This is a genomic window from Streptomyces sp. NRRL F-2580, assembly GCF_000720115.1.
GTDB lineage: Bacteria > Actinomycetota > Actinomycetes > Streptomycetales > Streptomycetaceae > Streptomyces.
This window is the reverse complement of record NZ_JOIR01000013.1, coordinates 175,944-200,592: the sequence shown is the minus strand read 5'-3', so window position 1 is coordinate 200,592 and position 24,649 is coordinate 175,944. Positions and strand designations below refer to the sequence as shown.

The window sequence follows — 24,649 nt, the reverse complement described above, 5'->3', positions numbered from 1 at the left end:
CCGCGCCCCGTGCGCGGGGTGCCGTGTCATGCGAGCAGGTTCACCGCCCCCGTGAACACGCGCGGGAGCCGGGCGGCCAGCGGGACGATCCGCGGGGCGAGTCGCGGCTGGTGACGGGCCCACAGCAGGGAAGCGGTAAGGGCGCGGTAGCCGCGCGACAGGTCCCGCCAGGCCTGCTCGTACGCCTGCGGCCGGCCCTCCCGCACGCAGCGCACCAGTTCGCCCGCCGCCGTGACGGCCAGGGTGAGGCCCTCGCCGGTCAGCGCGTCCACGTACCCCGCCGCGTCCCCCACGAACAGCACGCGCCCCGCCACCCGTACGCGGGCCCCCTGGCGCAGCGGCCCGGCCCCGCGCACCGGCGTACCGGCCGCGTCCGCGCCCAGCCGCTCCGCCAGCAGCGGGAAGCCGGCGAGCTGTACGTCGAACGGGGCCTGTTCGGTGGTCAGTACGGCCACGCCGACCCGGTCGGGCCCCAGCGGGGTGACGTAGGCCTCGCACCGCGCCGACCAGTGCACCTCGACGAGGTCGCTCCACGGAGCGACCTGGTAGTGGCGGCGCAGCCCGTAGCGGGCCGGCCTGCGGGGCGCGGCCGGCACCGAGAGGCCGAGCCCGCGCCGGACGGGGGAGTGCAGGCCGTCGGCCGCCACGAGGTAGCGGGCGGTGAGCCCGGCCGCGCTGACGTGGTGGACGTCCTGGCGCACCTGGTCCACGCGTTGGCGGAGCACCCGAACGCCGAGCTGCGCGGCGCGTTCGGCCAGTGCGGCCTGCAGCACCGTCCGCCGGGCGCCGAGGCCCGGGCCGGACCGGAAGCGGCCCTCCGCCTGCCGGCCGCTCACGCCGTCGACGTACCGGATCCCGTGGAACGGCTGCCCGGCCACGGGGACGCCCAGCTCCAGCAGCCGGCGTACGCCGCCCGGCATCAGGCCCTCCCCGCAGGCCTTGTCGATGGGCGTGGGCCTCGGCTCCACGACCACCACCTCCAGGCCGGCGAGGGCGCCGTGGATGGCCGTGGCCAGCCCGGCCGGGCCGCCGCCCGCGATCAGCAGGTCGATCACGGCCTGGCGCCCGCGGACGGGACGGAGGCGGGAGCGCGCAGCCGGCCGCCGTCGGTCAGGGCGGCGTCCTCACAGCCGATCCGGACGCGCAGCAGGAGCAGGTTGAGCACGGTGAAGCCGAGCGCGGTCAGCCAGGCCGAGTGCACGAGCGGGAGCGCGATCCCCTCGGCGACCACCGCCACGTAGTTGGGATGGCGCAGCAGCCGGTACGGTCCCGCCTCCACCAGCGGCAGACCGGGGACGACGACCACCCGGGTGTTCCAGCGCCGTCCGAGGGTGGCGATGCACCACCAGCGCAGGCCCTGGGCGGCCACGACGACGGCGAGGGCCGACCAGCCGAGCAGGGGGACGAACGGCCGGCCGGCCGCCCAGGGTTCCACCACGCAGCCGACCAGCAGCGCGGTGTGCAGGGCGACCATGGCCGGGTAGTGGCCGCGGCCGTACTCGTGTCCGCCCCGGGCCAGGCTCCAGGCGGTGTGGCGGCGGGCCGTGATCAGCTCGGCGAGGCGCTCGGCGACGACGAGGGCGATGAGCAGCAGGTAGGGGCCGAGGGAGGAGGGGAGAGAGGTCAAGGAGCTCATGAGGTCACCGGGTCCATCGCGTTCGTCGGGTCACCAGCGGAGGAGGACGAGTTCGGAGGCGAAGCCCGGGCCGAAGCCGAGCATCAGCCCGACCGATCCGGGCGGCGGCCCCGCGCTCTGGACGCCGTCCAGGATGTGCAGGACCGAGGCGGAGGAGAGGTTGCCCACGGCCGCGAGCGAACGCCGGCTCGCGGCGAAGGCCTGCTCCGGCAGTGCGAGCGCGTCCGAGAGCGCGTCGAGGATCTTCGGGCCGCCGGGATGGCAGATCCACGCGTCGACGTCCGCGGGCTTGAGGTCGTGGGCGGCGAGGAAGGTCTCGACCTCCTCGGCCACGTGCATCCTGACCAGGTCGGGGAGTTCACGGCCGAGCACCATGCGCATCCCCCAGTGCCCGATGTCCCAGCCGAGGAGGTGCTCGGTGCCCGGATAGAGCCGGCTGCGGGCGGCCACCACCTCGGGGCCGGCGCCGGTGGCGTGCAGGGGATGGTCGCGGCCGACCGCCAGCAGGGCGCCCGCGCCGTCGCCGAAGAGGGCCCCGGCCACCAGGTTCGCCATCGAGGTGTCCGTGGACTGGAGGGTGAGCGAACACAGCTCGGTCGACAGCAGCAGGGCCGCGTGGCCGGAGCGGCCCGTCAGATGGTCGTGGAGATGACCGACCCCGGCCGCGCCGGCCGCGCAGCCGAGGCCGAAGAGCGGCACCCGCCGCACGTCGGGCCGGAGGCCGGCGCGGGTGGCGAGCCGCGCCTCCAGGGACGGCGTCGCGAGCCCGGTCACCGTGGTCGACATGACCAGGTCGAGCTCGTCCGGCGCGAGGCCGGCATCGGCGAGGGCGAGTTCGAGGGCGTGGGCGCCGAGTTCCAGGGCCTTCTCGACGAAGAGGGCGTTCGTCGTGCCGAAGTCGTTCGCCGGCCCGTACCGCTCCAGGGGGAGCGCGAGATGGCGGCGCTCCACGCGGACCGAGGCGTGGACCCGGCGCAGCAGGGCGGTATCGGAGCCGGACGGCATGAAGCGGGCGAGCGCCTCCGTGATCTCGGCCTGGGGATGGACGTGGGGCGGGAACACGCTGCGCACTGCCAGAACACGTGTCATTGATTCACCATAGGAAACAACTGACACAACGTTATGAATCAGGAGAACCGGGCGCGGCGCCGCATACCGTGTCGCCGTGCCCGCGCGAACCCCACAGACCCCCGAGACGACCGCTTCCGCCGAGACGACTCCCGCCGAGACGACCGCTTCCGCCGAGACGACCGCTTCCGCCGAGATGACCGCTCCCCCCGAGACGACCGCCCCCGCCGAGACCACCGCGCCCCCCGAGACCGATGCGCCCACCAGGGCCGACCTCCCGGCCGGGTCCGCAATGGCCGTGACCGGCCTGCTCGCGGCATGCCACCCCCTGCCCGCCGCGGCCGTCACCCTCTTCAGCGCCGCCCTCACGGCCGCGGCGGGCCGCGGCCTGCCGGGGGCGGCCGTCACCGTGGGCGCGGTGGCCGCCGGACAGCTGTCGGTGGGCTGGTGCAACGACCGCGCCGACCTGCGGCGCGACCTGGCCACCGGCCGACGGGACAAACCCCTGGTCGCCGGTACGGTGTCGGCCGCCGCCGTGACCTGGGCGGCGGCCCTGGCCCTGCTGCTCTGCGTCCCGCTGTCGCTGGCCGGCGGACTCCTCGCCGGCGCCGTGCACCTCGTCGGCGTCGCGGCCGCCTGGGCCTACAACCTCCGGCTGAAGAGCACGGCCGCCTCCTGGGCCCCGTACGCCCTGGCCTTCGGCCTGCTGCCCGCCTTCGTCACCCTGGGGCTGCCGGGCGCGCCCTGGCCGCCGCCCTGGCTCACGGCCGCCGCTGCCCTGCTCGGCGCGGGCGCGCACTTCGCCAACGTGCTGCCCGACATCGAGGACGACCTGGCCACCGGCGTGGTGGGACTGCCCCAGCGGCTCGGCGTACGGCGCTCGGCCGCGCTGGCCGCCCTGCTCGTCCTCGGCTCGACCGCGGCCCTGATCGCGGGACCGCCGGGACCGGTGACGGCGTACGGCTGGGGGCTGCTGGCCGCGACGGCGGCGGCGCTGCTCCTCGCCGTCCGCCGGCCCGCCGGAAGGCTCCCGTTCCTGACCACCATGGCGGTGGCCGCGGCCGATGTGGTCCTGCTGCTCGTCGAACTCCGCTCCTGAGCCGCAGGTCCTGGCGGTGTAGGCCTCGGAGCGCTGCTCGTGTGAGGAGCCCGGCCGCGGGCGCAGCGGCCGGTGCCGGCCGAGCCGGCGGTGACCCCGGCACGCGGACGTTTCACCCGGCGCGCCGCGTGTCGGTCCAGCTCAGGAGCTGGTCCGCGCTCCAGGTGTTGATGATCCGCTCGACCGGGACGCCGCACTCCACGGCCCGTTCGCACCCGAGGACCTGCCAGTCCAGCTGGCCGGGGGCGTGCGCGTCGGTGTCGATGGCGAAGAAAGTGCCGGCCGCCACGGCCAGGCGCAGCAGCCGGCGGGGCGGGTCCAGGCGCTCGGGGCGGCTGTTGATCTCCACCGCGGTACCCGCCTCCGCGCAGGCCGTGAAGACGGCCTCGGCGTCGAACTGCGACTCCGGCCGGGTGCGGCCGGTGACCAGTCGGCCCGTGCAGTGGCCCAGTACGTCCATCAGCGGATTGCGCACGGCGGCCAGCAGCCGCCGGGTCATCGACGGCGCGTCCATCCGCAGCTTCGAGTGCACCGAGCCGACGACGAGGTCGAGCCGCTCCAGCAGCTCCGGCTCCTGGTCCAGCGCCCCGTCGTCGAGGATGTCGCACTCGATCCCGGTGAGCAGCCGGAAGGGTGCCCACGTGTCGTTGAGCTCGGCCACCACCCCCAACTGCTCGCGCAGCCGCTCGGGGGAGAGCCCCCGGGCGACGGTCAGGCGCGGCGAGTGATCGGTCAGTACGGCCCATTCGTGGCCCAGCGAGGCCGCCGCCCGGCCCATCGCCTCGATCGGACTGCCGCCGTCCGACCAGTCCGAGTGCAGGTGGCAGTCCCCGCGCAGCGCCGCCCGCAGTGCGGTGGCGGCGGGCGTGGCCGACGGTCCCTGGGGGAGCGCGGCGGCCTCGTCCTCCAGGGTCTGCAGATAGGCGGGCACCGCCCCGTCGAGGGCTTCCCGTACGACCTGGGCCGTCTTGGGACCGATGCCCTTGACGGCCTCCAGGGAGCCCGCCGCGACCCGTTCGGCCACCTCCCGCTCGCCCATCCGCGCGAGTGCCGCGGACGCCGTGCGGAAGGCCCGTACCCGGTAGGTGGGGGCCTGCGCGCGCTCCAGCAGGAAGGCGATCCGGTCCAGCGCCGCCACCGGTTCCATCGCGCACCTCCTGCCTTTCCCGGACCCAGTGTCCGGCGCGGGAGGCGGCTACGCCTCTCCTGCCTCCCGCGGCACGGCCGCGTCGAGGGCGGCGGTGAGCCGGTTCAGGCGGGTCTGGAGGTCGAGGACCTCGGCGAGCTCGAAGCCGGTCGCCGCCGCGATCCGCCGGGGCACCTCCGCGGCGCGCACGCGCAGCGCGGCGCCCTCGTCGGTGAGGTGGGCGTGGACGGAGCGCTCGTCCTCGGTGCTGCGCTCGCGGCGGACCAGTCCGGCCGTCTCCAGCCGCTTGAGCAGCGGGGACAGCGTGCCCGAGTCCAGCCGGAGGTGCTGCCCGATGTCCTTGACCGGCAGTTCGCCGTGCTCCCAGAGCACCAGCATCACCAGGTACTGCGGGTAGGTGAGCCCCAGGTCCTTGAGGACGACCCGGTAGAGGCCGCCGAAGGCACGGCTCGCGGCGTTCAGCGCGAAGCAGATCTGGCCGTCCAGGCGCAGGAAGTCCTGGTCGGGGTGGGTCGCGGTCGGCTGCTCGGTCATGAGGGCAAGTGTACCCGGACCAGACTTGAGCGACATTGAATTGCGCACAACTGAATTGCGTGCTCTACTGGTGGAGCGCGGTCGACCACCGGCCGCCGCCAAGGTTCATTTCTGCGAGAGGAACTCTCATGGACGCGCTCTACACCGCCGTCGCCACCGCCAACGGCCGCGAGGGCCGCACCGTCAGCTCCGACGGCCAGATCGACCTCGCCCTCGCCATGCCCCCGGCGCTCGGCGGCAACGGGCAGGGCACCAACCCCGAGCAGCTCTTCGCGGCCGGCTACGCCGCCTGCTTCGCCAGCGCCCTCGGCCTCGTCGGCCGCCAGGCCAAGGCCGACACCAGCGAGGTCTCGGTCACCGCGGAGGTCTCCATCGGCAAGGACGGCGCCGGCTTCGGCCTGGGCGTCACCCTGCGCGTCGAGCTCCCCGAGTCCCTGGCGGGCGAGACGGGCGCCCTCCTGGTGAAGCAGGCGCACGAGGTCTGCCCGTACTCCCGCGCCACCCGCGGCAACGTCGACGTCGACCTCGTGATCGAGTAAAGATGCCGGGCACCCGGCGCGCGGCGACCATGGAGGGGCACCGATCCCCAGGGGGGCCGCACGCCGGGAGGCGCCAGTGGCGCGCACCTATGCAACGGACGTCCTCGTCGTCGGCGCCGGCCCGGTCGGACTGACCGCTGCGGCCGAGCTCCGCAGACGCGGAGTCTCCTGCCGGATCGTGGACCGGCTGCCCGCCCGGCTGCCGTTCGCCAAGGCCGTGGGGATCCAGCCGCGCACCCTGGAGATCTGGGACCGCATGGGACTGGTCCGCACGGCCCTGGAAGCGGCCGTCCCGATGCGCGGCCAGTACATGTACGTCAACGGCATCGAGCAGCCGCGCATCGACCTCGTCCTGCCGCCCGAAGTGCCCTACGGGTTCGCGGCGCTGCCGCAGTACGAGACCGAGCGCATCCTCGACGAGTTCCTGGCCCGCTTCGGTACCGCCGTCGAACGCGGCACCGAGCTCGTGTCGTTCCGGCAGGACGCCGACGGCGTGACCTGCCGGCTGCACACCCCGTCCGGCGCCGAGGAAGAGATACGCACCCGCTTCCTGGTGGGCTGCGACGGCGCCCACAGCATCGTCCGCAAGGGGCTCGGGCTCAGCTACGAGGGCGGGGCCTTCCCCGAGGAATACATGCTCGCCGACGTGCGGGTCGACTGGGACGTACCCCGCGGGTTCGGCGTGCGTTCCCTGCACCGAGACGGTGACGGCGCCGTCGACGACCTGCTGGTGTGCATCCCGCTGCCCGGCCCGGGCCGGTACCGGATGTCGATGATGGTGCCGCCCGAACTCTCCACCGCGCGGCAGGCCGAGGACGCCTCCGACGGCATCACCCACGGCCTGCGGAGCAGCCGGGCCCCCGGACTGGCGGACGTCCAGACCGTCCTGGACCGGCTGTCACCCGAGCCGACCACCGCCTCCGACATCCGCTGGGCCTCGGTGTTCCGCATCAGCCACCGGATCGTGGACCGGTACGGGGACGGCCGGGTCTTCGTCGCCGGGGACGCGGCCCACATCCACCCGCCCACCGGCGCCCAGGGCATGAACACCGGTATCCAGGACGCCTGGAACCTGGCCTGGAAACTCGCCCTCGCGGTCCGGGACGCGGCCCACCCCGCCCTCCTCGCGAGCTACGACGCCGAGCGCCGGCCCGTCGGCGAGGAAGTCGTCGGCCGCACCGTACGGCACGCCGTCAAGGGATTCGAGGCCGACCCGGACGACCCGGAGACCTTGATGCTGCGCGAGGCGCAACTCCTCGTCGGCTACCGGGGAAGCCCCGTCGTGGACCCGCCCGGCGAGGGCCGGGGGCCCCGGCCGGGCGACCGCGCACCGGACTGCCGCGGGCTCACCGGCGAGATCCCCGCCTACCCGCTGCGGCTCTACGACCTCCTGCGGGAGCGCGAGCACCTCCTGCTGCTGTACGGGACCGGGCCGGGCCTCGACGAACTCGTCCGGACGGCACGGGAGTCCTCCGGGGGCCTGGTGGAGGCCTGCGTGGTGGTCCCGGCCGACGCCCCGGCCGATGCCCGGCCCGACGGTGAGGCCGGCGCGTCCCCGCCGCCGGTGTACAGGGACTCCCGAGGCGAGTTCGCCCGCCGCTACGCGGTCGACCAGCCGACGGCCTTCGTGATCCGGCCGGACGGCTACCTCGGCGCCCGCCTCACCCCGCCCGCCCCGCGGGCACTGGCCGCCCACCTCGGGGTCGTCTTCGCCGCGAACGACGAGTCCTGACCGGCGAGTCTGACCGGAGAGGCCGTCAGGTTCCGGCGGTCAGCCCCGGCGGTCAGCCCCGGCGGTCAGTCCCGGCGGTCAGTCCCGGCCGTCAGTCCCGGCCGTCGGCGCGGGCCGCCTCACGGCGTCCGCGCTTGCCCAGCGGAGCCTGCGAGAGATCCTGCGCCTGCGACTTCAACTGCTTGAAGCCGTAACCGCGCTCGGTCAGCCAGCTCTCCGCCGCCAGCTCGGCACGGGCCGTCGCGTCGAGGATGTCCGCCTCGGCCTCGCCCGAGTCCAGGAAGCGGAAGGTGAAGAAGGGTCGGGCCGCGAGGTCGTACGTCAGGTGCCCCTCGGCGGTGAACTCCGCACGCAGCATGTCGTGCTCGGGCGCGGCCGCGAGCAGCTCGGCCCGCTGGCCGTCGGTCAGACCGTCGAACGAACCGCGGACGGTGATACGGAAGGTACGGGTACTCATCCCGGCAGAGTAGAACGGGCGCTCCGTCCCATGCACCCGGATATCCGCCGGTCCGCCCCGTCCGCCGCCCCCGTGCACCGCCGGGGCACCTGGCGGAAAGCCGCCCACACCGTGAAAGCCACGACGGGGACCCGGTTTTGGATTGCCGGACGATCCTCAATACGATCCGGCGATGATCACTAGAAAACGGCTGGCGGCCGGGGCGTGCGGCCTGCTCGCCGCCCTGGCCGTCGGGCTCTTCCCGGCGAGCGCCACCGCCGCCGACGGACCGACGGCCAAGGAACCTCCCAAGGTCGATCTCGTCCTCGACGTCAGCGGCTCCATGCGGGCGACCGACATCGACGGCCAGTCCCGGATGGCCGCGGCGAAGCAGGCCTTCAACGAGGTCATCGACGCCGTACCCGCCGAGGTGCAACTCGGCATACGGACCCTGGGCGCGACCTACCCCGGCGAGGACAGGGCGCTCGGCTGCAAGGACACCAAGCAGCTCTACCCGGTCGGGCCGCTCGACCGGACCGAGGCCAAGACCGCCGTGGCGACCCTCGCCCCCACCGGCTGGACCCCGATCGGACCGGCCCTCCAGGGCGCGGCCCAGGACCTCGAAGGCGGCAACGCCACCAAGCGGATCGTGCTCATCACCGACGGCGAGGACACCTGCGCCCCGCTCGACCCCTGCGAAGTGGCGCGTGAGATCGCCGCCAAGGGCATCCACCTGGTCATCGACACCCTCGGCCTGGTACCCGACGCGAAGACCCGGGCCCAGCTGACCTGCATCGCCGAGGCCACCGGCGGTACGTACACCTCGGTACAGCACAAGGCGGAACTCTCCAGCAGAGTGCGCCAACTCGTCGACCGGGCCGCCGATCCGGTCGTCAACCCGGTGGCGACCGAGGGCGCCAAGCAGTGCGAGGGCGCCCCGCAGCTGAAGGCCGGCCTCTACAGCGACCGCGAGACCTTCGGCGAGCACCGCTGGTACCGGGTGGACGTCCTCCCGGGCCAGGAGCTGCGCGCCTCGGTGAGCATCGGCGCCGACCGCGCCGTCAACAAGGACTACGGAGTCCTGCTGCGCGCCACGACCGTCCACGGACGTGAGATCGTGCGCGGCGCGGAGGCGGGCGACGGGCGCACCGACGTCATCTCGACCGGACTGAGGTACCCGAAGGCCGAGATCGACGACGAGGACGGGGATGGGAAGCCCGCGGCGGAGACCGTCTGCATCCAGGTCAGCAACTCCTTCTCCGCTCCCGCGTCCGTCAAGACCACCCCGGGCATGCCCGTCGAGCTGACCATCGACCTGGTGGACGGACCCGACGGCGCCTCCGACGTGGCCGCCTTCGGCCTCGGCCGCGGCTGGTGGCTGCTGGCCGTGCTGGCGCTCACCGGGCTGCTGGCCGGTCTGGTGTGGGGATGGATCTCGCGCTGGCGCATTTCCGTCTGGAGGACCAACTGATGCGTACCGTACGCACACTGACCGCCGCCCTGCTCGCCGGAGCCGCCGCCTTCGCGGTGGCGGGTACGGCCGTGGGCACGGCGGTCGCGGACACGCCGTCGGCGAGCCCCACCACCACCCCGGGCAAGGGCAAGGCCGACTCCGCCCCGACCGAGGCGGGCACCGGCTTCCGTACCGCCGCGGCGTTCCGGCCGGGCCAGAAGGCCACGGCCGACGCGTCCGCCGGTGACTACCTCTACTGGGTGCTGCCGCTCGACGCGCAGCAGCGTGCCACGGTGAAGGCCGCGGTCACCCTGCCCGCGTCGGCGACCCGGCACGGCGCGTCGACCTGGCAGCTCGACGTGTACGACGGACTGCGCCGCAGGCAGGCGTGCACGTACGGCACGCAGAGCGCGGCCGCGGCGAAGGAAGCCACGTCCGTCGAACTGTCCTGCACCCTGCGCACGGTCCGCGCCGGCGCCGAGCCGTGGGCCAACGACCCGCTGCCCGGCAGCTATTACGTCCGCCTGACGGTCGTGAACCTGCCGGAGGAGGACCTGGGCCTGCCGGTGCGCGCGGCCGTCGAGGCCGAGGTCAAGGAGACCGGAGGCGCCCACGCGGTGGACGGCGCCCTCTCCACGCCGCTGGTCGCCGGTACGGTGACCGCCTCCCTGCGCGAGCCGGAGGACGGCTGGTCCGGCGGCTGGTGGTCGGACCGCTGGATCTGGACCGCGATGGGCGGGGTGCTCGCCGCCGCCGCGGGCATGTTCGGGTACTCCCTGACGCGCGGCTCGGGCCGGCCGTCGCGGGTGCCGCGCGGCGCCTGACCCACCGCACGGCGAGGCGGTCGCGGCCCTCGGGCCACGACCGCCTCTGCCTGTACCGGCTGTCATAGGGCGTTATCGGCTAGTTCTAGCGCATACGGGTCATGCGCGTGCCGAACGAGGGCTCGGCCATGTCCTTCTGGACGGCCACCGGCACGCTCTTGGCCCCGTCACCCTCACCGACGGTCAGCGTCGCGACCTCGGTACCGGCCTTCGCGGTGTGCGGCAGCGGCGAGGCGCCGGGCAGGAGCGACAGTTTCAGCTGCTGGCCCGGTACGCCGATCACGTTCAGGTCCTTGGTGGCCACGAGCGGCATCCGGCCGCCGAGCCCGTCCTCCAGGTACCCCACCGGCTGGCCCTTGCGGATGACCGGGGCCGACGCCAGGGCCCCCCGTACCGCTTCGATGATCTTCTTGCTGTTGTCCTGCACGAGGATGAGGCTGTTCGCGCCGTTCAGGTCCGGGCCGTCCACGTGCTGGTCCATCAACGTACCGAGGATCAACTGGTCCTTGTTGTCGATCGTCTTGTACGCCGCCCACATCAGGGCCCCGCCGGCGGGTGTGCTCGAACCGGTCTTGATGCCGCGGATGCTGCTGTTGAGCAGGTCGTTGTTGTTGTCGAGCGGCGTGGAAAGCCCCTTGATGGTGGCGTTCGGCAGCGCGACGATCGAGCGGAAGACCTCGTCCTTCATGACGGTCTCGGCGAGCTTGAGCTGATCCGCGGCGGTGCTGACGGTGCCCGCGTCCAGACCGCTGGGGTCCGTGTACGTGGTGTTGGTCATCCCTAGTTCCTTGGCGGTGGCGTTCATCTTCGCGACGAACGCGGCCTCGGCGTCGCTCCCGGTGTCCCAACGGGCCAGCAGCCTGGCCACGTTGTTCCCCGAGGGGATCATCAGCATCTTGAGCATGTCCTGCTGGCTGAACTTCTGGCCGGCGGTGAGTCCCTCGATCCGGGACTCGTGTTCGGCCTTGCCGTCCGCGACCGTCTTCGCGTCGACCGTGATGTCGGGACCGGGGTCGGCCATGCGCAGCGGGTGCCCCTTGAGGACCACGTACGCCGTCATCACCTTGGCGACGCTGGCCGTCGGGACGGGCTTCTGCTCGCCGAAGGTGCCGAGGTCGCCGGAGCCGACGACGTGAACGGCCCCCTGGCCCTTGCCGGGCCAGGGGATGGAGAACTGCCCGTCGACGGTGCGGTTGGTCTCGGCGGAGACCATCTGCGGGGCGGGCAGCGGGCGCAGCATCTGCGCCCCGACGTAGGCGCCGGCGAGGAGGAGCAGGACCGGGGTCCACACCTTGACGCGGCGCACGGCGGTCCGGCGCGGGGTCTCCGGCGGGGGAGCGGTGTTGGTGAGCTCGGCCAGCAGATCGAGAGGGGGCAGCGGGGCGCTCGCCTCCGGCGGCTGGGGCCGCACACGCGGCTCCGCCTTCGGCTCCGCCGCGGCGGGCGCGGCGACGTCGAGCGGCTTGAGCGCCACGAACTGGCTCGTCCGCTCGGAGTCCGCCTCCGCCTCGCCCTGACGCGCCCAGGAAGGCACCTTCGGCGCGCCGTCGCCTCGCGGGGGCTTGGGCACGACGAGGACCTGAGTCTCGTCCGCCGCGCCGACCGCGCCCTGGCCCGCATCCCCCTCGTCCGTAGGACCACCCGCGCCTGCGCCACCCGGCCCACCCCCGGCTTCACGCGCCGCCCCGCCCTTGGCTTCCGCCTCGGCTTCGGTGTCGACCTTGGCCTCGGCTTCAGGTGCGGCCAGGTCTGCGGACCCGGTTGCCCCTGCCCGTCCCGCCGTGGCCGCCGGTCCAGCCTTCGCTGCGCCTTGGGCCTCAGCCTTGGCTTCGGCTACGGCCTTGACCACACCGCCGGCTTCGGGTGCGGTTGGGTTGGCGGGCGGGGTTGCGCCTGCCCGTCCGGCCGTGGCCTTCGGCCCTGTCTTCGCGTCGCCTTGGGGCTCAGCCTTGGCTTTGGTGTTGGCCTTGTTGTCGGCTTCGGGTGCGGTTGGGTTGGCGGGCGGGGTTGCGCCTGCCCGTCCGGCCGTGGCCTTCGGCCCTGCCGTCGCTGCGCCCTCGGCCTCAGCCCTGGCTTTGATGTTGGCCTTGGCCTTGGCCTCGGCTTCGGCGCCGACTTCGCGTGCCCCCTCGGCCTCCGATCCGGGCCCGGCCTTGCCGTTGGTGTCGGCTTCGGGTGCAGCCTGCTTCGCGGGCCCGGTTGCCTCGGGACGGCCAGCCGCGGCCTCCGGTCTTGCGTTGGCTTCGGCAACGGGCTTGACCGCAGTGTCGGCTTCGACTGCGATCTTGTTCGCGGGCGCAGCTGCGGTTGCGCCGTCGGCCGTAGACGCCGATCTGGCTGCGGCCTTGACCTCGGGCTCGGCCACATCGTCGATTTCGGCGGTGGCTTCGCGCCCGGGTGCGGCTGCGCCGCCAGGGTCGCCCTTCGGGCCGGCCGTAGCCTCGGCTGCCTCGCGTGCCGTCTGAAGGTCCGGACCGCCTGCTTCGGGTGTCGCGAGGGCTGAGCGCCGCTCGGTTGCGCCTTCGCCCGCCCTGTCGACCACCCGCTCGGCCTCGACCGCAGCCTTGGCTCCCGCCTCGGAGGCGACCGCAGCTTCAACCCGGGACCCGGCCCCTGCCCCGGCCGTGACTCCGGCCTTCACCTTGCCCCTGGCTTCCGCACCAGTTCCCGCCTCGGCCCCGGCGCCCGTTGTTTCCGGCTCGACCCCGGCTTTTGCCTCGGGCTTCGCCTTGATGTCGGCTTCCGCCTCGGCCATGCCCTGGACCCCTGCCTTCGTACCAGCCCCGGCTTCGGCCTTCGCCCCGACGCTGGCTTCCGCCCCCGCCTCGCTCGCGCCCTCGGCCTCCGCCCCTGCTTTCGCCCCGGCGTTGGCTTCGGCCATGCGTTCGCCCTCGGCCTCGGCCTCCACTTCGGCGTCAGCCGTGGGGTTCGGGCGGCCGGATTCGGGGGCGGGCGTGGGCCGGGCTGTTGCCTCGGCTTCGGGTTGTGCCCGGGGGGCGGGGGTGTGGGCCCGCGTAGGGTCGTCGTCCCTGATGTCGGGGGCGACATCGGGCTCCGTCTCCGGGACGGCGGGCCCCCGCTCGATCTCCGGGTCGTCCGAGGAACCGCCCGCCACCGTTACCGCCTTCATCCCTGCCCCGCCTTGCTGTTCACGCCGTTCCGATACCGTGCGGCGGGGCCCCGAGGAGCCCCGCCGAAGTGCTAGATGTGCGCGGTGCCCCCGCACGTTCCGCGCGCTCGATCCTGTGACAGTTCGGTCATATTCGATTGAGTACGGCTACTCATGACCGCGCCACCCCACCGGTCGACGATGGACGGCACCACCCCAACCACCGCACCCGAACGGGGCCGTCCATGCTCAGCCGAATCGCCGCCGCCCTCGTCCCCGCCTTCGGGAGGCTGACCGTCACCGCCGACCCGAACGCGAGGCCCGCCGCGCCCAGCATCCTCGTCGCCAACCACACCTCCCTCGCCGATCCGGCCGTCGTCGTCGCCGCGCTTCGCAAGTACGGGATCGAGCCGGTGATCCTGGCCACCGGCGGCCTGTGGCGCGTACCCCTGCTCGGCTCCGCGCTCCGGCGCGAGGGCCACATCGCCGTCCACCGCGGCACCGCCCGCGCCGCGGACTCCCTGGACGCCGCCGCCGTCGCCCTCGCCTCGGGCCGCAGCGTGCTGCTCTACGGCGAAGGCGGCCTGCCGCCGCGCCGCGACGCGGGGGAGTCGGCTCCTGGCCCCTTCCGCAGCGGCCTGGCCCGGCTGGCCGCCGCGACGGGAGCCCCCGTCGTACCCGTCGGCCAGGCGGGCGCCCGTCGCCTGTGCTCCGGCAGCAGTGCCAAGCAGCTCGCAGGAGTCGTCACCGCCCCGCTGCGCCGGCCCTGCCTGCACGTCCACATCGGCTCGCCGCTGCACCTGCCCGACCGGGTGCCGGAGGCGACGGACCGGGCTCGACGGGCCGTCACCGCCGCCTGGCGAACCGCCGCGCTCGCAGCCGGGGAAGCCTGCTCGGGGGCTTCGTCCCAGCCCTCCCAGCCCTCCCAGCCGTCCTAGCGGGTCGTGTGCGCGAGGACGACATGGGCGGCGACCTCCCGGTCGGCGTCCGTGTCGACGAAGGACACCACCACCGGGCTGCTGCCCGTCGGCCCGCCGGCGGTCGCGCGCAGCCGGTAGCGCTCGACGCGCACGGCCTCGCGGGCGAGCGGGCCGCCGCCCGTGTACAGGGACAGCGGCTTGACGTCGTTGGCGATGCGGAAGTCGGCCGGACGCCACGTGCCCGAGGCCTGGTCGAGGCGTTCGAGCAGGAACCCCGGCCCGCTGCCCGGCTGGTCGCCGGGTTCGCCGACGAGGGACTCCATCTGGAAGGCGACCAGCAGATGGCGGTACTCGGCGGAGTTCCCGTTCCGCAGGGTGACGGTGAACTCCTGCGCGACGCCGCCGCGTACGAGGACGAGCCGGCCGCCCCGGGTGTCGACCGCGACGGTCAGCCGGGTCGCGGCCGGAGGAGGCGTCGCGGCCCGGGTCGTGGCCGGGGCCGGCGGCCCGGAGGAGCCGGACGGGGAGGCCGAAACGGGCGCGGAGGCAGGGGCCGAGGAGGCCGCGGCGGCGGCGTCCGAGGCCGACGCGGACGCCGACACCTGTGCGGCGGCCGAGGCCGAGACCGAGGCCGCCGGGTCCGCGGCGTCCTTGTCCCCGCACCCCGTGGAACCCGCCAGCAGAACAGCGGCCACGGCCGCGGCGGACAGGCCCCTGAGGGGGCCTCGGGATGCGGACATGAGATCGGTTCCCCCAGAGTCGGTCGGCTTCCGCTGGAACCTAGCAACCAGGTGAGCGGCCGACGAGCCCGATCGGGCCTCGGGGCGGCGACGGTTCGGTCACGGCCGCCCGCAAGGGTCCCCGGCCCCGCTAGCCGAGCGGCTTCTCGAAGCTGAAGGCCGTCACGGCCATCCGCTCGCGGAAGTAGAAGCGGTGCGCGTCGGTGCGCTGGGTGCCGGAGTCGAGCGTGAGGGCGGTGCAACCGGCGGCCAGCGCGTGCTCCTCCAGGTGCGCGAGCAGCGCGTGCCCCACCCCGGTGGAACGGGCCGTGGCGGCGGTGACCAGATCGTCCACGTAGAGCTTGCGGACCAGGGCGGTGGTGGCGACGAGCCGCCAGCCGGCCGCGCCCACGCACACGCCGTCAGCGTCGTACGCCGCCGTGAAGCGCAGCCCCTGGCCGTGCCCCTCCGCGAGGATCCCGAGGAAGAGCTCCTCGGTGAGGTGGGGGCGGAGCTCACGCAGCACGGGCAGCAGGTCGGCGGTGAGCCGCGGGTCACCCGGCTCCAGGTCGATGATCTTCATGGGGCCAGCGTAAGGGGGCCTCTCGGGCCCTCGGCCTATCGGGCCCCTCGACCCGGGCCGCCGAGATCGCCGTCCGCGCCTACGCCTGCCCGGCGCCGGAGGGCGCCCCCGACTACCCGGTCGTCGTCCGACCCGTCGACAGTGCTTCGGGAACCGAGGTGTGACGACGGAATCCGCCCCGGCGAGCGAAGACCTGCTGCCCCGAGCTGGCTCCGCAGGTCCTCGGCGCGCTCGTCCGCGCTACGGCAGGACCGCTCCCTGTACGAGGTGTTGATGAGCCTGGTCCCGGGCCCCGTGGAACGCCCGGGCCACGCCGTCGCGGTGGCCATGGTGCCCGGGCCCCGGCAGGCCCTCGCGTTGCTCGCCGCCCTGGACGAGGGCGACCGCCTCGCGGGCAACCACCGCCTGGAGGCCGTGCGGGCCCACCTACTGGAGATGGCGGGCGACCGGGCGGCGGCGCGTGCCGCCTACGCGAAGGCCGCCGGACTCACCCTCAGCGTTCCGGAACGCCGCTGCCTCCAGTTCCGGGCCGCCCGGATCGGGGAATGAGGGGGCGTCCGGATGACGGACATGGTCCACGGCTGTCACACTCCGCTATTACTCTTGATCACGTGAGCACCACCCCTGACGACCACCCGGCAGCCGAACGTTCCCTCGCCGAGATCAACGCCGACATCCGCTGCCTCTTCGCCCGCGCCGAGGGCCGCCTCTCCGACGCGGACCGGATCCGGCACGCCGCCCTGCTGCAGGAGTGGGCCGCAGCCATAAGGGCCTCGGTGGTTCCGGCCGCCTAGCGACCGTGGTCCGATGGAGACCGGGACCGGTGCGTGTCGGACCGGTGCGTGTCGGACCGATGAATGCGCGGCCCGGCAGCAGTCTTCCCTACGAGCATCCGCACGTACGAGAAGGTGGGCCATGAGCGACCTGCGCAGTCTGTTGGAGACCCGTGTCGGTGACGGATCGCTGCCCGGCGCCGTGGGTCTGGTGGCCCACGGGGACGACGTGGAGGTCGCGGCCGTCGGCTCCCTCGACACGTCCGGCACCACCCCGATGGCACGCGACTCCCTCTTCCGGATCGCCTCGGTCACCAAGCCGATGACCGCCGCGGCGACCATGTTGCTGATCGAGGAGGGCCCGCTCGACCTCGACGCCCCCGTGGCGCGCTGGCTGCCGGAACTGGCGGCGCCGGTGGTCGTCCGTACCCCGGCCTCACCCGTCGACGACGTGGTTCCCGCCGACCGCCCGATCACCGTCGCCGATCTCCTCACCTTCCGCGCCGGCTACGGCTTCCCCGCCGACTTCTCGCTGCCCGCCGTGGCCCCGCTGTTCAGCGAGCTCAAGCAGGGGCCGCCGCACCCCGGGCAGGTGGCGGAGCCGGACGAGTGGACGGCGACCCTGGCGGGCATCCCGCTCCTGTACCAGCCCGGGCGGGCCTGGCTCTACAACACCTGCTCGGACATCCTCGGGGTGCTCGTCGCCCGCGCGAGCGGACTGCCCTTCCAGGAGTTCCTGGCCGAGCGCCTCTTCGAGCCGCTCGGCATGCGGGACACCGCCTTCGCCGTACCGCCGGAGCAGCGCCACCGGTTCACCAGCTCCTACCGCGCCGCCCCCGACGGCGGAGCCCTGGAACGGGTCGACGCGCCCGACGGCCAGTGGAGCAGCCTCCCCCCGTTCCCGTCCGGCGGCGGCGGTCTGGTCTCCACCGCCGACGACCTGCTCGCCTTCGGCCGGATGCTGCTCGCGGAGGGCTCGTACGGGGGCGGGCGGCTGCTCTCGCCGGAGTCCGTACGGCAGATGACCACCGATCACCTCACCGCGCGGCAGCGCGAGGAGGCCACCTTGTTCCTGGAGGGCCAGGGCTGGGGATTCGGCGGCTCGGTCGACGTGGCGCGCATCGACCCGTGGAACGTTCCGGGCCGGTACGGCTGGATCGGCGGCACCGGCACCGCCGCGCACGTGGTCCCCGCCACCGGGACGGTCACCATCCTGCTCACCCAGCGGGAACTGACCGGCCCCACCCCGCCCGAGGTGATGCGGGAGTTCTGGACCTACGCCGCCGCCCGGTACTAGGGGGAGGGGGTCGCGCCCGTCGGCTACGCCCGTCCGCCGCTGCCGCTGCCGCTGCCGCTGCCGCTGCCACTGCCACTGCCACTGCCGCTGCCGCAGCTGCCGCAGCTGCCGCCGCCGCCGTCGTCATCGGCGGCCGCGGCGGCCGCTCGCTCCCGCAGCCGGTGCTTGTCCGGCTTGCCCCGCGCGGTCAGCGGGATCGTCCGCTCCCAGAACACCGCGGTGGGCCGGTGCGCCGGGGCCAGCTCCTTCTCCACCAGGTCACAGGCCTCACGGGCGACCTCCGCGCCGGGCGGACACCCCGCCGCCGGCACCAGGAAGGCGCACACCTCCTCGCCGGTGAGCTCGCTGTGCCGGCCCACCACCACGGCCTGCGCCACGCCCGGATGCCGGGTGAGCGCCGCCTCGACCGGAACGCAGTACACGTTGTCCCCGTCGACCATCACCACGTCCTTCACCCGGTCGTCGAGGTAGAGGTAGCCGTCGGCGCCGAGGTGTCCGAGGTCCCCGGTCCGCAGCCACCCGTCCCGCAGCACCTCTTCCGTCAGCCCGGGCCGGCCCCAGTACCCGGCCATCATCGCCGCCGACCGCACCCACACCTCGCCCGTGCCACCGGCCGCCACCGCCGTGCCCCGCTCGTCCCGTACCTCGACCTCCACCCCCGCGACCGGCCGTCCGACCGACGCCAGCAGCTCGGGCCGGCCGGCCACCGCCGCCTCGTGGTCGGCGGGGGAGAGGCGGCAGATCACCGCCGCCTCGTTCATGCCGTAGCCCTGCTGCCACCGGCCGCCCCAGCGGGTCACCGCCTCCCGCAGCCGTTCGGGGTGGACGGGCGAATCGCCGTACGAGACCGTCTCCAGCCCGGGCACACCGTGGGCCGTCACCGGGTCGTCCAGCAGCCGGTACACCATCGAGGTCGTCAGGTACGTGGACACCGGCGCCAGCCGCAGGCAGGCGGCCGCGAACTCCCGGGTCCCGAAGGGGTCGAGGATCTCCACCCGCCCCCCGGCGCGCAACTGCTCCAGGCACCGGCCGCCCGAACGCTGCGCCAGCGAGGTGACCGACAGGTACACCGTTTCCGCCCAGCCCTCCGCGTGTACGGCGTTCCGTGCGGCCATCGCCCCGAAGGTGGAGGCCACCCCCTTGGGCCGCCCCGTGGTCCCACCGGTGTACGTCACCCGCGCCACGTCGTCCTCCCGCGCCGCCACGGACACCGCCGCCGGCTCGCGACGAGCGGCCCGCCGGAGCAGCTCGTCCAGGGCGACCCGCGGCGCCCCCGTACCGGGCACGGCGACCTCGTGCACCACCAGGTCCGGGCGGCAGTCCCGCAGGATGAAGTCCAGACCGTACAGAGCCGGTCCGACGAGTACCTGCGTCAGCCGCGCACCCAGCAGATGGGCGGCGATCCGTACCAGCAGCACCTCCGGCCGGTTCGTGCCCGCCACGCAGGCCAGCCCCGCACCGCGCGCGATCCCCGCCTCGGCGAGCACCCCGGCCAGCCGGTAGGCGCCGTCCAGGACCTCCTGGAACTCCAGGACGAGCGGGCCGGTCCCGAGCGCGGGCCGCCCCGCGTTCCGCTCCAGCGCCCCGACCAGTTCCGTGACGTACCGTGCGGCCCCCACGCTCCGACCCGCCTCTCCGCGCCCCGTTCCACAGCGCCCGCGGCCCTCGGCATCATGAGGGGCATGACGACCGAATCCCGTGCTCGTTCATTCAGCGCCGCGGCCGCGCGCTACGCAGACCATCGCCCGTCGTACCCGCCCGCGCTCTTCGACACGCTGGCGGAACTGGCCGGATTTCCGCTGGCCGAAGCCCGGGTCGCCGACGTCGGGGCGGGTACGGGAATCGCCACCGCCCTGCTGGCGGCGCGCGGGGCCCGCGTGATCGGGGTGGAGCCGGGCGCGGGCATGGCCGCGGAGTTCCGGCGCCGCAACCCCCGGATCCCGCTCGTCCGTGCGGACGGCAACCGGCTGCCGCTGGCCTCCGGCTGCCTGGACCTGCTGACGTACGCACAGTCCTGGCACTGGACCGACCCGGCCCGCTCCGTCCCCGAGGCGCTGCGCGTGCTGCGGCCCGGCGGGGCGCTGGCGGTCTGGCACAACGACCCGGACGTCACCGTCGGCTGGATCGCGGACCAGCAGGCGCGCATCGAGGAGCGGTTCGGCCCGGGCTGGTACATCAACGAGCGCGCCCGCTCGCAGGAGGGGCTGCGCTTCACCGTCCGCCGCCTGACCTGGTCACGCCGCGTCCCCGTCGACACCCATCTGGCCAAGCTGTCCACGCACTCCCTCTTCCTCGTCGGCGAGCCCGGCACGGACGCCTTCCTCGCCGACGAACGTGCCCTCCTCATGCGCGACTTCCCGGACGGCCGAGTGGAGGAGCACTACGTCGTCGAGCTGAGCCTGGCCGTACGCGGCCCCGAAGAAGGGGAGGGGCCGATCGGGTGAACCGGAGGAACCTGTCGTCGTCCCGGGCGTTGATCAAGGCGATCACTCAACACGCACTCGTGCGACATAAGGACCACTGATGCTGAAGAAGATTATGGCCACCGCCGCCGCCACCGCATCGATCGTCGGTGTGGGCGCCGCCCTGGCCGCCCCGGCCATGGCCATCGGCAACGACCAGGGGGTCACGACCGTCAACGGCAACGGTTCCCAGCAGATCTACGGCAACCAGAAGACGCACGGTGACCTGAGCCCGCAGCTCAGCGTGGTCCAGGGCACTCTGAACAAGCCCTGCATCGGTCTGCCGGCGAAGCTGAACGTCCAGTCGGTCCTCGCCCTCGTCAACGTCGGCGTCCAGGACATCAACGTCCTGTCCAACCCGCAGAACCAGCAGTGCACCGAGAACTCCACCCAGGCCAAGGGTGACGAGCCGCTCTCGCACATCCTGGACAACATCCCGGTCCTGTCGGGCAACATCTCGGCTGGCAGCTGACGCCGTCCCCTTGTGCGAGCCGGGGCCTCCGACGCCTGCGCGAGTGCCCACGGGGCCCCGGCTTGTTCCACCCGGATCCGCGGATCCACGCTTCAACGGGCCACCGGCCCGACGGCCGTCAGCGTGGGCACCGAACACGACGCCGAAGAGCCTCCTGCCCGACCGGGCCGGAGGCTCTTCGGCGTGTGCCGGAAGGCCTGCGCCAGAACGGCCTCGGCACCACGGCGTCGTCAGAAGGGCTTCGTCGGCAGGTACTTGCCGTCCAGGGTGATGACGGCGCGCTCGCCGCCCTCGGGGTCGGCCACCTTCGTGACGTTCAGCCGGAAATTGATCGCGCTGATGATGCCGTCGCCGAACTGCTCGTGGACCAGGGCCTTCAGGGTGGTCCCGTACACGTGCAGCATCTCGTGGAAGCGGTAGATCGTCGGATCGGTCGGGACGCCGCCGTTCACCGGGCCGCGGGCCGGGATCGTCTGGAGGAGCAGCGCCGCGTCCTCGTCGAGGTCCAGCAGATCGGCCACCGCGTGAGCCGCGGGCGCCGGCAGGGGGTGCTGGCCGAGCAGGGCGGCGGTGACGAAGGCGACCGAAAGCCCGGCGGTGTCGGCGAGCTGCTGCCAGGTGAGGTCCTTGCGGGTCTTGGCGTCGACGACGGCGACGGCCAGGGCCTGGCGGACGGTGGGGTCGAACTGGGCGTGCGGCATGGCGGGACGTCCTGACTGGGGTGAGGGGGGAGAGGGGGAGGAGGGGTTCAGATGGTTCGCGGGGTGAGCGCGGCCCGGCGGTCGGTGACCGGGCCGACCTCCGCGACACCGCCGGAGCGGATGTCGTAGACCCATCCGCGCAGGGTGAGGGTTCCCGCTGCCCGGGCGCGGGCGACCGAGGGGTGGGTGGCCAGGTTCGCGAGCTGGGCGCGTACGTTCTCGCGGACCAGGGCGGACACCCGGTCCGGGCCCGTGCTCGCCGTCCGGGCCACCGAGGCGTCCGCGTGCCGCAGCCAGTCGGCGACGGAGGGGGCCGCGCCCAGGTCCGTGCCCTCGGCCAGGGCGGTCATCGCCCCGCAGGCGGAGTGCCCGCACACGACGATGCCGGTGACACCGAGGACGGCGACGGCGTACTCGATGCTGGCCGTCACCCCGTCCGGGCCCGGTGCGTACGCGGGGACGAGGTTCCCGGCGGTGCGGACGACGAACAGCTCGCCGGGCTCGCTCTGGGTGATCAGCTCCGGCACCACGCGGGCGTCGGAGCAGCCGATGAAGAGGGTCGTCGGCCGGTGCGTACCGGCCAGCCGGGCGAAGAGCTCGGCCTTCGCCGGAAACACCTCGCGCCGGAAGCGTGCGACGCCATCCGAAAGGTCCTGCACGGTCACTCCCTTTGATGGGACGTGCCCCCGGGGGGCTTGACGTGTTCCACCATGCATGAGCTGCATCTATTGTGTCCAAGACGCAAAACCCATGTCTGTCATCGATGGCATCTATAGTTGTCTGCATGGCTCTGGAACTGCGTCACCTGCGCTATCTGATCGCCGTCGCCGAACACGGCAGCTTCACCCGCGCCGCCGAGGAACTGCGGATCTCCCAGCCCACCCTGTCCCAGCAGGTGAAGCAGCTCGAACACACCGTGGGCGCCCAGCTGCTGGACCGCACCGGACGCGCCGTCCGGCTCACCGACGCCGGTGCGACGTACGTCCACCACGCGCGCTCCGCCCTACGGGAACTCGCCGCCGCCGAGCGGGCCGTCCTGGACCTCGCCGACCTTTCCCGCGGCCACCTGCGCCTCGCCCTGACCCCCACCTTCACCGCGTACCTCGTCGGCCCGCTCGTCGCCGCACTCCACACGGCCCACCCCGGCATCACCCTGGAGGTCCGGGAGATGCCTCAGGACCGGATCGAAGCCGGCCTGCTCGCCGACGACCACGACCTCGGCCTCGCCTTCCGGGGGCCGCACCTGCCGGGTCTCGCGGCGACCCCGCTGTTCACGGAGGCCCTGGCCCTGGTCGCCGCCGCCGACGCGGATCCGGGACCGCTGTCCGTAGGCGACCTGGCGGCGCGCCGACTGGCGCTGCTCAGCGGGGACTTCGCGACCCGCGGGCACGTCGACGCCTACCTCGCCGCCCACGGCGTCCGGCCGCACATCGAGGTCGAGGCGAACTCCGTCCAGGCCCTCACGGAGATCGTCCGGCGCACCTCGCTGGCCACCGTCCTGCCCGCCGCGGTGACCGACGACCACCCGTACCTGCGTCCCGTCCCGCTGGACCCCGCCCTCCCGTCCCGCACGGTCACCCTGCTGCGCCGCGAGAACGCCTACGAGAGCGCCGCCTCCCGCGCCTTCGCCGAGCTCATCGCCCAGGTGGTCCGCACCCGCGGCTACCACCCCGCCGAGGGGGACGGAGCCTAGCCGGCCGGGAAGGCGGTGCGCCTCCCCGCCGCGCCCGGGAGCGCGGAGCGGGGAGGCGGACGTGCGGGGGAGCGGGCGGGCTCAGTTGCGGCTGCACTCCCTCCAGGCCAGGTGGTAGATGGTGTTGATGCTGCCGTCCGTGGAGTCCATGGTCATGTAGCTGGTGGACGACGGGGCCGAGGTGCCTCTGTTGACCCGCAGCTCGGTGTTGATGTTGAAGTTGCGCTGCACGCCGCACGGTGCCCACACCAGCTGGGCCCAGTCGGTCACGTCGGTGGCCTGCCAGTTGTCCTCGCGCGGGCCGCTGAAGTTGTGCGTGAGGGCGGCCGTGTCCGGGGAGCCCTGGAAGTAGTACGAGGCCTTCTCGGTGGCCTTCGCGCCCGGTGCCAGGGAGGCGTAGCCGCGGTAGTCGGCACTGGCGATCGCGTAGGTGAAGCCGTGGGGCACGTGCACGATCAGGCTGAGCTGGCAGTTCTTGCGCGCCGCGGTGGGCGGTGCGCCGCCGCCGACCTGTGCCAGGTACTGGCTGTAGGTCACGGTGAACGCGGTGTTGTCCTGGGACACGGCGACTTCCGCGGTGTCCTTGGGGCACCCGGATCCGTTGACCGTCGCGACCTCGATCACGATCCGGTCGGGCGGCGGGTCCACGATGGTCGAGGGGGTGGTGTGCGTGGGGAGGGTGGCGGTGAGCAGGGCGCCGATCGCGCCGCTCACGAGGAATCCACCGGACATGGTTCTCCAATCCACTGCTTCGGTACCGGGCGGCGCGCAGACGGGTGTGCCCGTGCGCCGGAGGGTGGGGGGTGCGGCCGGCCAGAGCGGGGCCGGGTCGTCACAGACCGGTGTGCAGGGTGGAACGGGGCAGGCCCAGGAAGGGGAATCTAAGCATGTCCCTGAAAATTCCCGGTGGGTGAAGACCGGGTGCCCGAATCGTAGGAACCCCGGGCGGCCCGGACCAGGGCGATGTCCGGCCAATCGCACGCTCCGGCCCGGACCGGCCGGATCCCGACGACGGGCCGGAGACCCAAGAGCGGAATCAGGCCGCGGTGTCCGGACGGGCCAGGCGCTCGACGCGGGCCAGGAACTCGGTGGGGTGGAACGGCTTCGCGAGGCAGTCGCTCACCCCGGCCTCCAGGGCACGGACCGTGCACTCCGGGTCCGCGGGCGGCAGCGCGAGGATCGGCACGCGCCCGTGGTCCGGGTGGCGGCGGATCTCCTCGAACATCGCCACCTCGTCCAGCCCCGGGCCGGTGCGCTCGCAGATCACCAGCGCGATCGGGCCGGCGGTGCCCAGCAGGGCAACGGTGTCCACCCCGCTCCCGCCGTCGACCACGGCGAACCCGCGGCCCACCAGGAGCCGCTCCAGCAAGGTCCGGAGGGTGCGGTCCTTCGCCACAAGGAGGATCTTGCTCGGGGAATCGCCGCTCATGGTGTTGCCTCTTCGTTCGCGTC

26 protein-coding genes are annotated in these 24,649 nt (G+C 73.7%); 12 read left to right on the top strand and 14 right to left on the bottom strand.

The window, feature by feature from the left end; translation table 11 throughout:
* Positions 1 to 26: 26 nt before the first annotated feature.
* From IF88_RS0117165 to IF88_RS0117155, 3 genes are read right to left on the bottom strand one after another with little or no spacing between them, the layout of a single operon-like run.
* A complete protein-coding gene (locus IF88_RS0117165; protein ID WP_030712293.1) occupies positions 27 to 1,055 on the bottom strand; it encodes an NAD(P)/FAD-dependent oxidoreductase in 1,029 nt (342 codons plus the stop codon).
* Complete coding sequence (locus IF88_RS0117160; RefSeq protein WP_051837052.1) at positions 1,052 to 1,636, bottom strand: isoprenylcysteine carboxyl methyltransferase family protein; 585 nt, start codon at positions 1,634 to 1,636, stop codon at positions 1,052 to 1,054. Before IF88_RS0117160 ends, IF88_RS0117165 begins: the two co-directional genes overlap by 4 nt.
* Before the next feature lie 30 nt (positions 1,637 to 1,666).
* The gene (locus IF88_RS0117155; protein ID WP_030712287.1) at positions 1,667 to 2,725 is read right to left on the bottom strand and encodes a type III polyketide synthase; all 1,059 of its coding nucleotides are present in this window, start codon (positions 2,723 to 2,725) and stop codon (positions 1,667 to 1,669) included.
* 76 nt (positions 2,726 to 2,801) lie between these two features.
* On the opposite strand from IF88_RS0117155, the gene IF88_RS0117150 reads away from it, so the two are divergent.
* Complete coding sequence (locus IF88_RS0117150) at positions 2,802 to 3,803, top strand: UbiA family prenyltransferase (protein WP_234323565.1); 1,002 nt, start codon at positions 2,802 to 2,804, stop codon at positions 3,801 to 3,803.
* Between the two features lie 112 nt (positions 3,804 to 3,915).
* Here IF88_RS0117150 and IF88_RS0117145 read toward each other — a convergent pair whose 3' ends face one another.
* Complete coding sequence (locus IF88_RS0117145) at positions 3,916 to 4,950, bottom strand: PHP domain-containing protein (RefSeq protein ID WP_030712281.1); 1,035 nt, start codon at positions 4,948 to 4,950, stop codon at positions 3,916 to 3,918.
* 48 nt (positions 4,951 to 4,998) lie between these two features.
* Entirely contained in the window at positions 4,999 to 5,484 is a 486-nt protein-coding gene (locus IF88_RS0117140) for a MarR family winged helix-turn-helix transcriptional regulator (protein ID WP_030712277.1), read from the bottom strand.
* Positions 5,485 to 5,612: 128 nt separating this feature from the next.
* On the opposite strand from IF88_RS0117140, the gene IF88_RS0117135 reads away from it, so the two are divergent.
* Both IF88_RS0117135 and IF88_RS0117130 read left to right on the top strand, forming a co-directional pair.
* Positions 5,613 to 6,023, top strand: coding sequence for an organic hydroperoxide resistance protein (locus IF88_RS0117135; RefSeq protein ID WP_030712274.1), 411 nt, complete (start codon positions 5,613 to 5,615; stop codon positions 6,021 to 6,023).
* Between the two features lie 76 nt (positions 6,024 to 6,099).
* A complete protein-coding gene (locus IF88_RS0117130; protein WP_030712273.1) occupies positions 6,100 to 7,755 on the top strand; it encodes an FAD-dependent monooxygenase in 1,656 nt (551 codons plus the stop codon).
* Between the two features lie 91 nt (positions 7,756 to 7,846).
* On the opposite strand, the gene IF88_RS0117125 is transcribed toward IF88_RS0117130, so the two are convergent.
* On the bottom strand, positions 7,847 to 8,212 hold the full coding sequence (locus IF88_RS0117125; protein WP_030712267.1) for a DUF6204 family protein: 366 nt from the start codon (positions 8,210 to 8,212) through the stop codon (positions 7,847 to 7,849).
* A gap of 172 nt (positions 8,213 to 8,384) precedes the next feature.
* Here IF88_RS0117125 and IF88_RS0117120 point away from each other — a divergent pair, with 172 nt between their 5' ends.
* A complete protein-coding gene (locus tag IF88_RS0117120; protein WP_030712264.1) occupies positions 8,385 to 9,662 on the top strand; it encodes a VWA domain-containing protein in 1,278 nt (425 codons plus the stop codon).
* Entirely contained in the window at positions 9,662 to 10,468 is an 807-nt protein-coding gene (locus IF88_RS0117115; RefSeq protein ID WP_030712261.1) for a hypothetical protein, read from the top strand. Before IF88_RS0117120 ends, IF88_RS0117115 begins: the two co-directional genes overlap by 1 nt.
* Before the next feature lie 85 nt (positions 10,469 to 10,553).
* On the opposite strand, the gene IF88_RS47840 is transcribed toward IF88_RS0117115, so the two are convergent.
* The gene (locus IF88_RS47840) at positions 10,554 to 13,376 is read right to left on the bottom strand and encodes a D-alanyl-D-alanine carboxypeptidase (RefSeq protein WP_234323564.1); all 2,823 of its coding nucleotides are present in this window, start codon (positions 13,374 to 13,376) and stop codon (positions 10,554 to 10,556) included.
* Between the two features lie 446 nt (positions 13,377 to 13,822).
* Between IF88_RS47840 and IF88_RS0117105 the strand changes: the two genes are divergently transcribed.
* Positions 13,823 to 14,515, top strand: coding sequence for a lysophospholipid acyltransferase family protein (locus tag IF88_RS0117105; protein WP_030712255.1), 693 nt, complete (start codon positions 13,823 to 13,825; stop codon positions 14,513 to 14,515).
* On the opposite strand, the gene IF88_RS47270 is transcribed toward IF88_RS0117105, so the two are convergent.
* Both IF88_RS47270 and IF88_RS0117095 read right to left on the bottom strand, forming a co-directional pair.
* Positions 14,512 to 15,237 carry a hypothetical protein gene (locus tag IF88_RS47270; protein ID WP_051837050.1) on the bottom strand — a complete coding sequence of 242 codons (726 nt, stop codon included), beginning with the start codon at positions 15,235 to 15,237 and terminating at the stop codon, positions 14,512 to 14,514. The genes IF88_RS0117105 and IF88_RS47270 overlap by 4 nt on opposite strands.
* 130 nt (positions 15,238 to 15,367) lie before the next feature.
* Entirely contained in the window at positions 15,368 to 15,799 is a 432-nt protein-coding gene (locus IF88_RS0117095) for a GNAT family N-acetyltransferase (RefSeq protein ID WP_030712249.1), read from the bottom strand.
* 273 nt (positions 15,800 to 16,072) lie between these two features.
* On the opposite strand from IF88_RS0117095, the gene IF88_RS0117090 reads away from it, so the two are divergent.
* The 3 genes from IF88_RS0117090 (at position 16,073) to IF88_RS0117080 (ending at position 17,869) form a co-directional block, all read left to right on the top strand.
* Entirely contained in the window at positions 16,073 to 16,348 is a 276-nt protein-coding gene (locus IF88_RS0117090) for a hypothetical protein (protein ID WP_030712245.1), read from the top strand.
* A 62-nt stretch (positions 16,349 to 16,410) separates the two neighbouring features.
* The gene (locus IF88_RS0117085) at positions 16,411 to 16,593 is read left to right on the top strand and encodes a hypothetical protein (protein ID WP_030712242.1); all 183 of its coding nucleotides are present in this window, start codon (positions 16,411 to 16,413) and stop codon (positions 16,591 to 16,593) included.
* A 121-nt stretch (positions 16,594 to 16,714) separates the two neighbouring features.
* A complete protein-coding gene (locus IF88_RS0117080) occupies positions 16,715 to 17,869 on the top strand; it encodes a serine hydrolase domain-containing protein (protein ID WP_030712239.1) in 1,155 nt (384 codons plus the stop codon).
* A 23-nt stretch (positions 17,870 to 17,892) separates the two neighbouring features.
* Here IF88_RS0117080 and IF88_RS0117075 read toward each other — a convergent pair whose 3' ends face one another.
* Positions 17,893 to 19,488, bottom strand: coding sequence for an AMP-binding protein (locus tag IF88_RS0117075; protein WP_030712237.1), 1,596 nt, complete (start codon positions 19,486 to 19,488; stop codon positions 17,893 to 17,895).
* A 63-nt stretch (positions 19,489 to 19,551) separates the two neighbouring features.
* Here IF88_RS0117075 and IF88_RS0117070 point away from each other — a divergent pair, with 63 nt between their 5' ends.
* Complete coding sequence (locus tag IF88_RS0117070) at positions 19,552 to 20,313, top strand: class I SAM-dependent methyltransferase (protein WP_030712234.1); 762 nt, start codon at positions 19,552 to 19,554, stop codon at positions 20,311 to 20,313.
* Positions 20,314 to 20,392: 79 nt separating this feature from the next.
* Entirely contained in the window at positions 20,393 to 20,803 is a 411-nt protein-coding gene (locus tag IF88_RS0117065; protein ID WP_030712232.1) for a rodlin, read from the top strand.
* A 230-nt stretch (positions 20,804 to 21,033) separates the two neighbouring features.
* On the opposite strand, the gene cynS is transcribed toward IF88_RS0117065, so the two are convergent.
* Positions 21,034 to 21,504 carry a cyanase gene (gene cynS, locus IF88_RS0117060; RefSeq protein WP_030712230.1) on the bottom strand — a complete coding sequence of 157 codons (471 nt, stop codon included), beginning with the start codon at positions 21,502 to 21,504 and terminating at the stop codon, positions 21,034 to 21,036.
* Positions 21,505 to 21,551: 47 nt separating this feature from the next.
* The gene (locus IF88_RS0117055) at positions 21,552 to 22,163 is read right to left on the bottom strand and encodes a carbonic anhydrase (protein ID WP_030712228.1); all 612 of its coding nucleotides are present in this window, start codon (positions 22,161 to 22,163) and stop codon (positions 21,552 to 21,554) included.
* A 125-nt stretch (positions 22,164 to 22,288) separates the two neighbouring features.
* Between IF88_RS0117055 and cynR the strand changes: the two genes are divergently transcribed.
* On the top strand, positions 22,289 to 23,197 hold the full coding sequence (cynR, locus tag IF88_RS0117050) for a transcriptional regulator CynR (protein ID WP_030712226.1): 909 nt from the start codon (positions 22,289 to 22,291) through the stop codon (positions 23,195 to 23,197).
* A gap of 81 nt (positions 23,198 to 23,278) precedes the next feature.
* Here cynR and IF88_RS0117045 read toward each other — a convergent pair whose 3' ends face one another.
* Both IF88_RS0117045 and IF88_RS0117040 read right to left on the bottom strand, forming a co-directional pair.
* Positions 23,279 to 23,929: a DUF4360 domain-containing protein gene (locus IF88_RS0117045; protein WP_030712223.1), complete on the bottom strand. Its 651-nt coding sequence runs from the start codon at positions 23,927 to 23,929 to the stop codon at positions 23,279 to 23,281.
* A 304-nt stretch (positions 23,930 to 24,233) separates the two neighbouring features.
* Positions 24,234 to 24,626 carry a response regulator gene (locus tag IF88_RS0117040; protein ID WP_051837048.1) on the bottom strand — a complete coding sequence of 131 codons (393 nt, stop codon included), beginning with the start codon at positions 24,624 to 24,626 and terminating at the stop codon, positions 24,234 to 24,236.
* Positions 24,627 to 24,649: the final 23 nt, after the last annotated feature.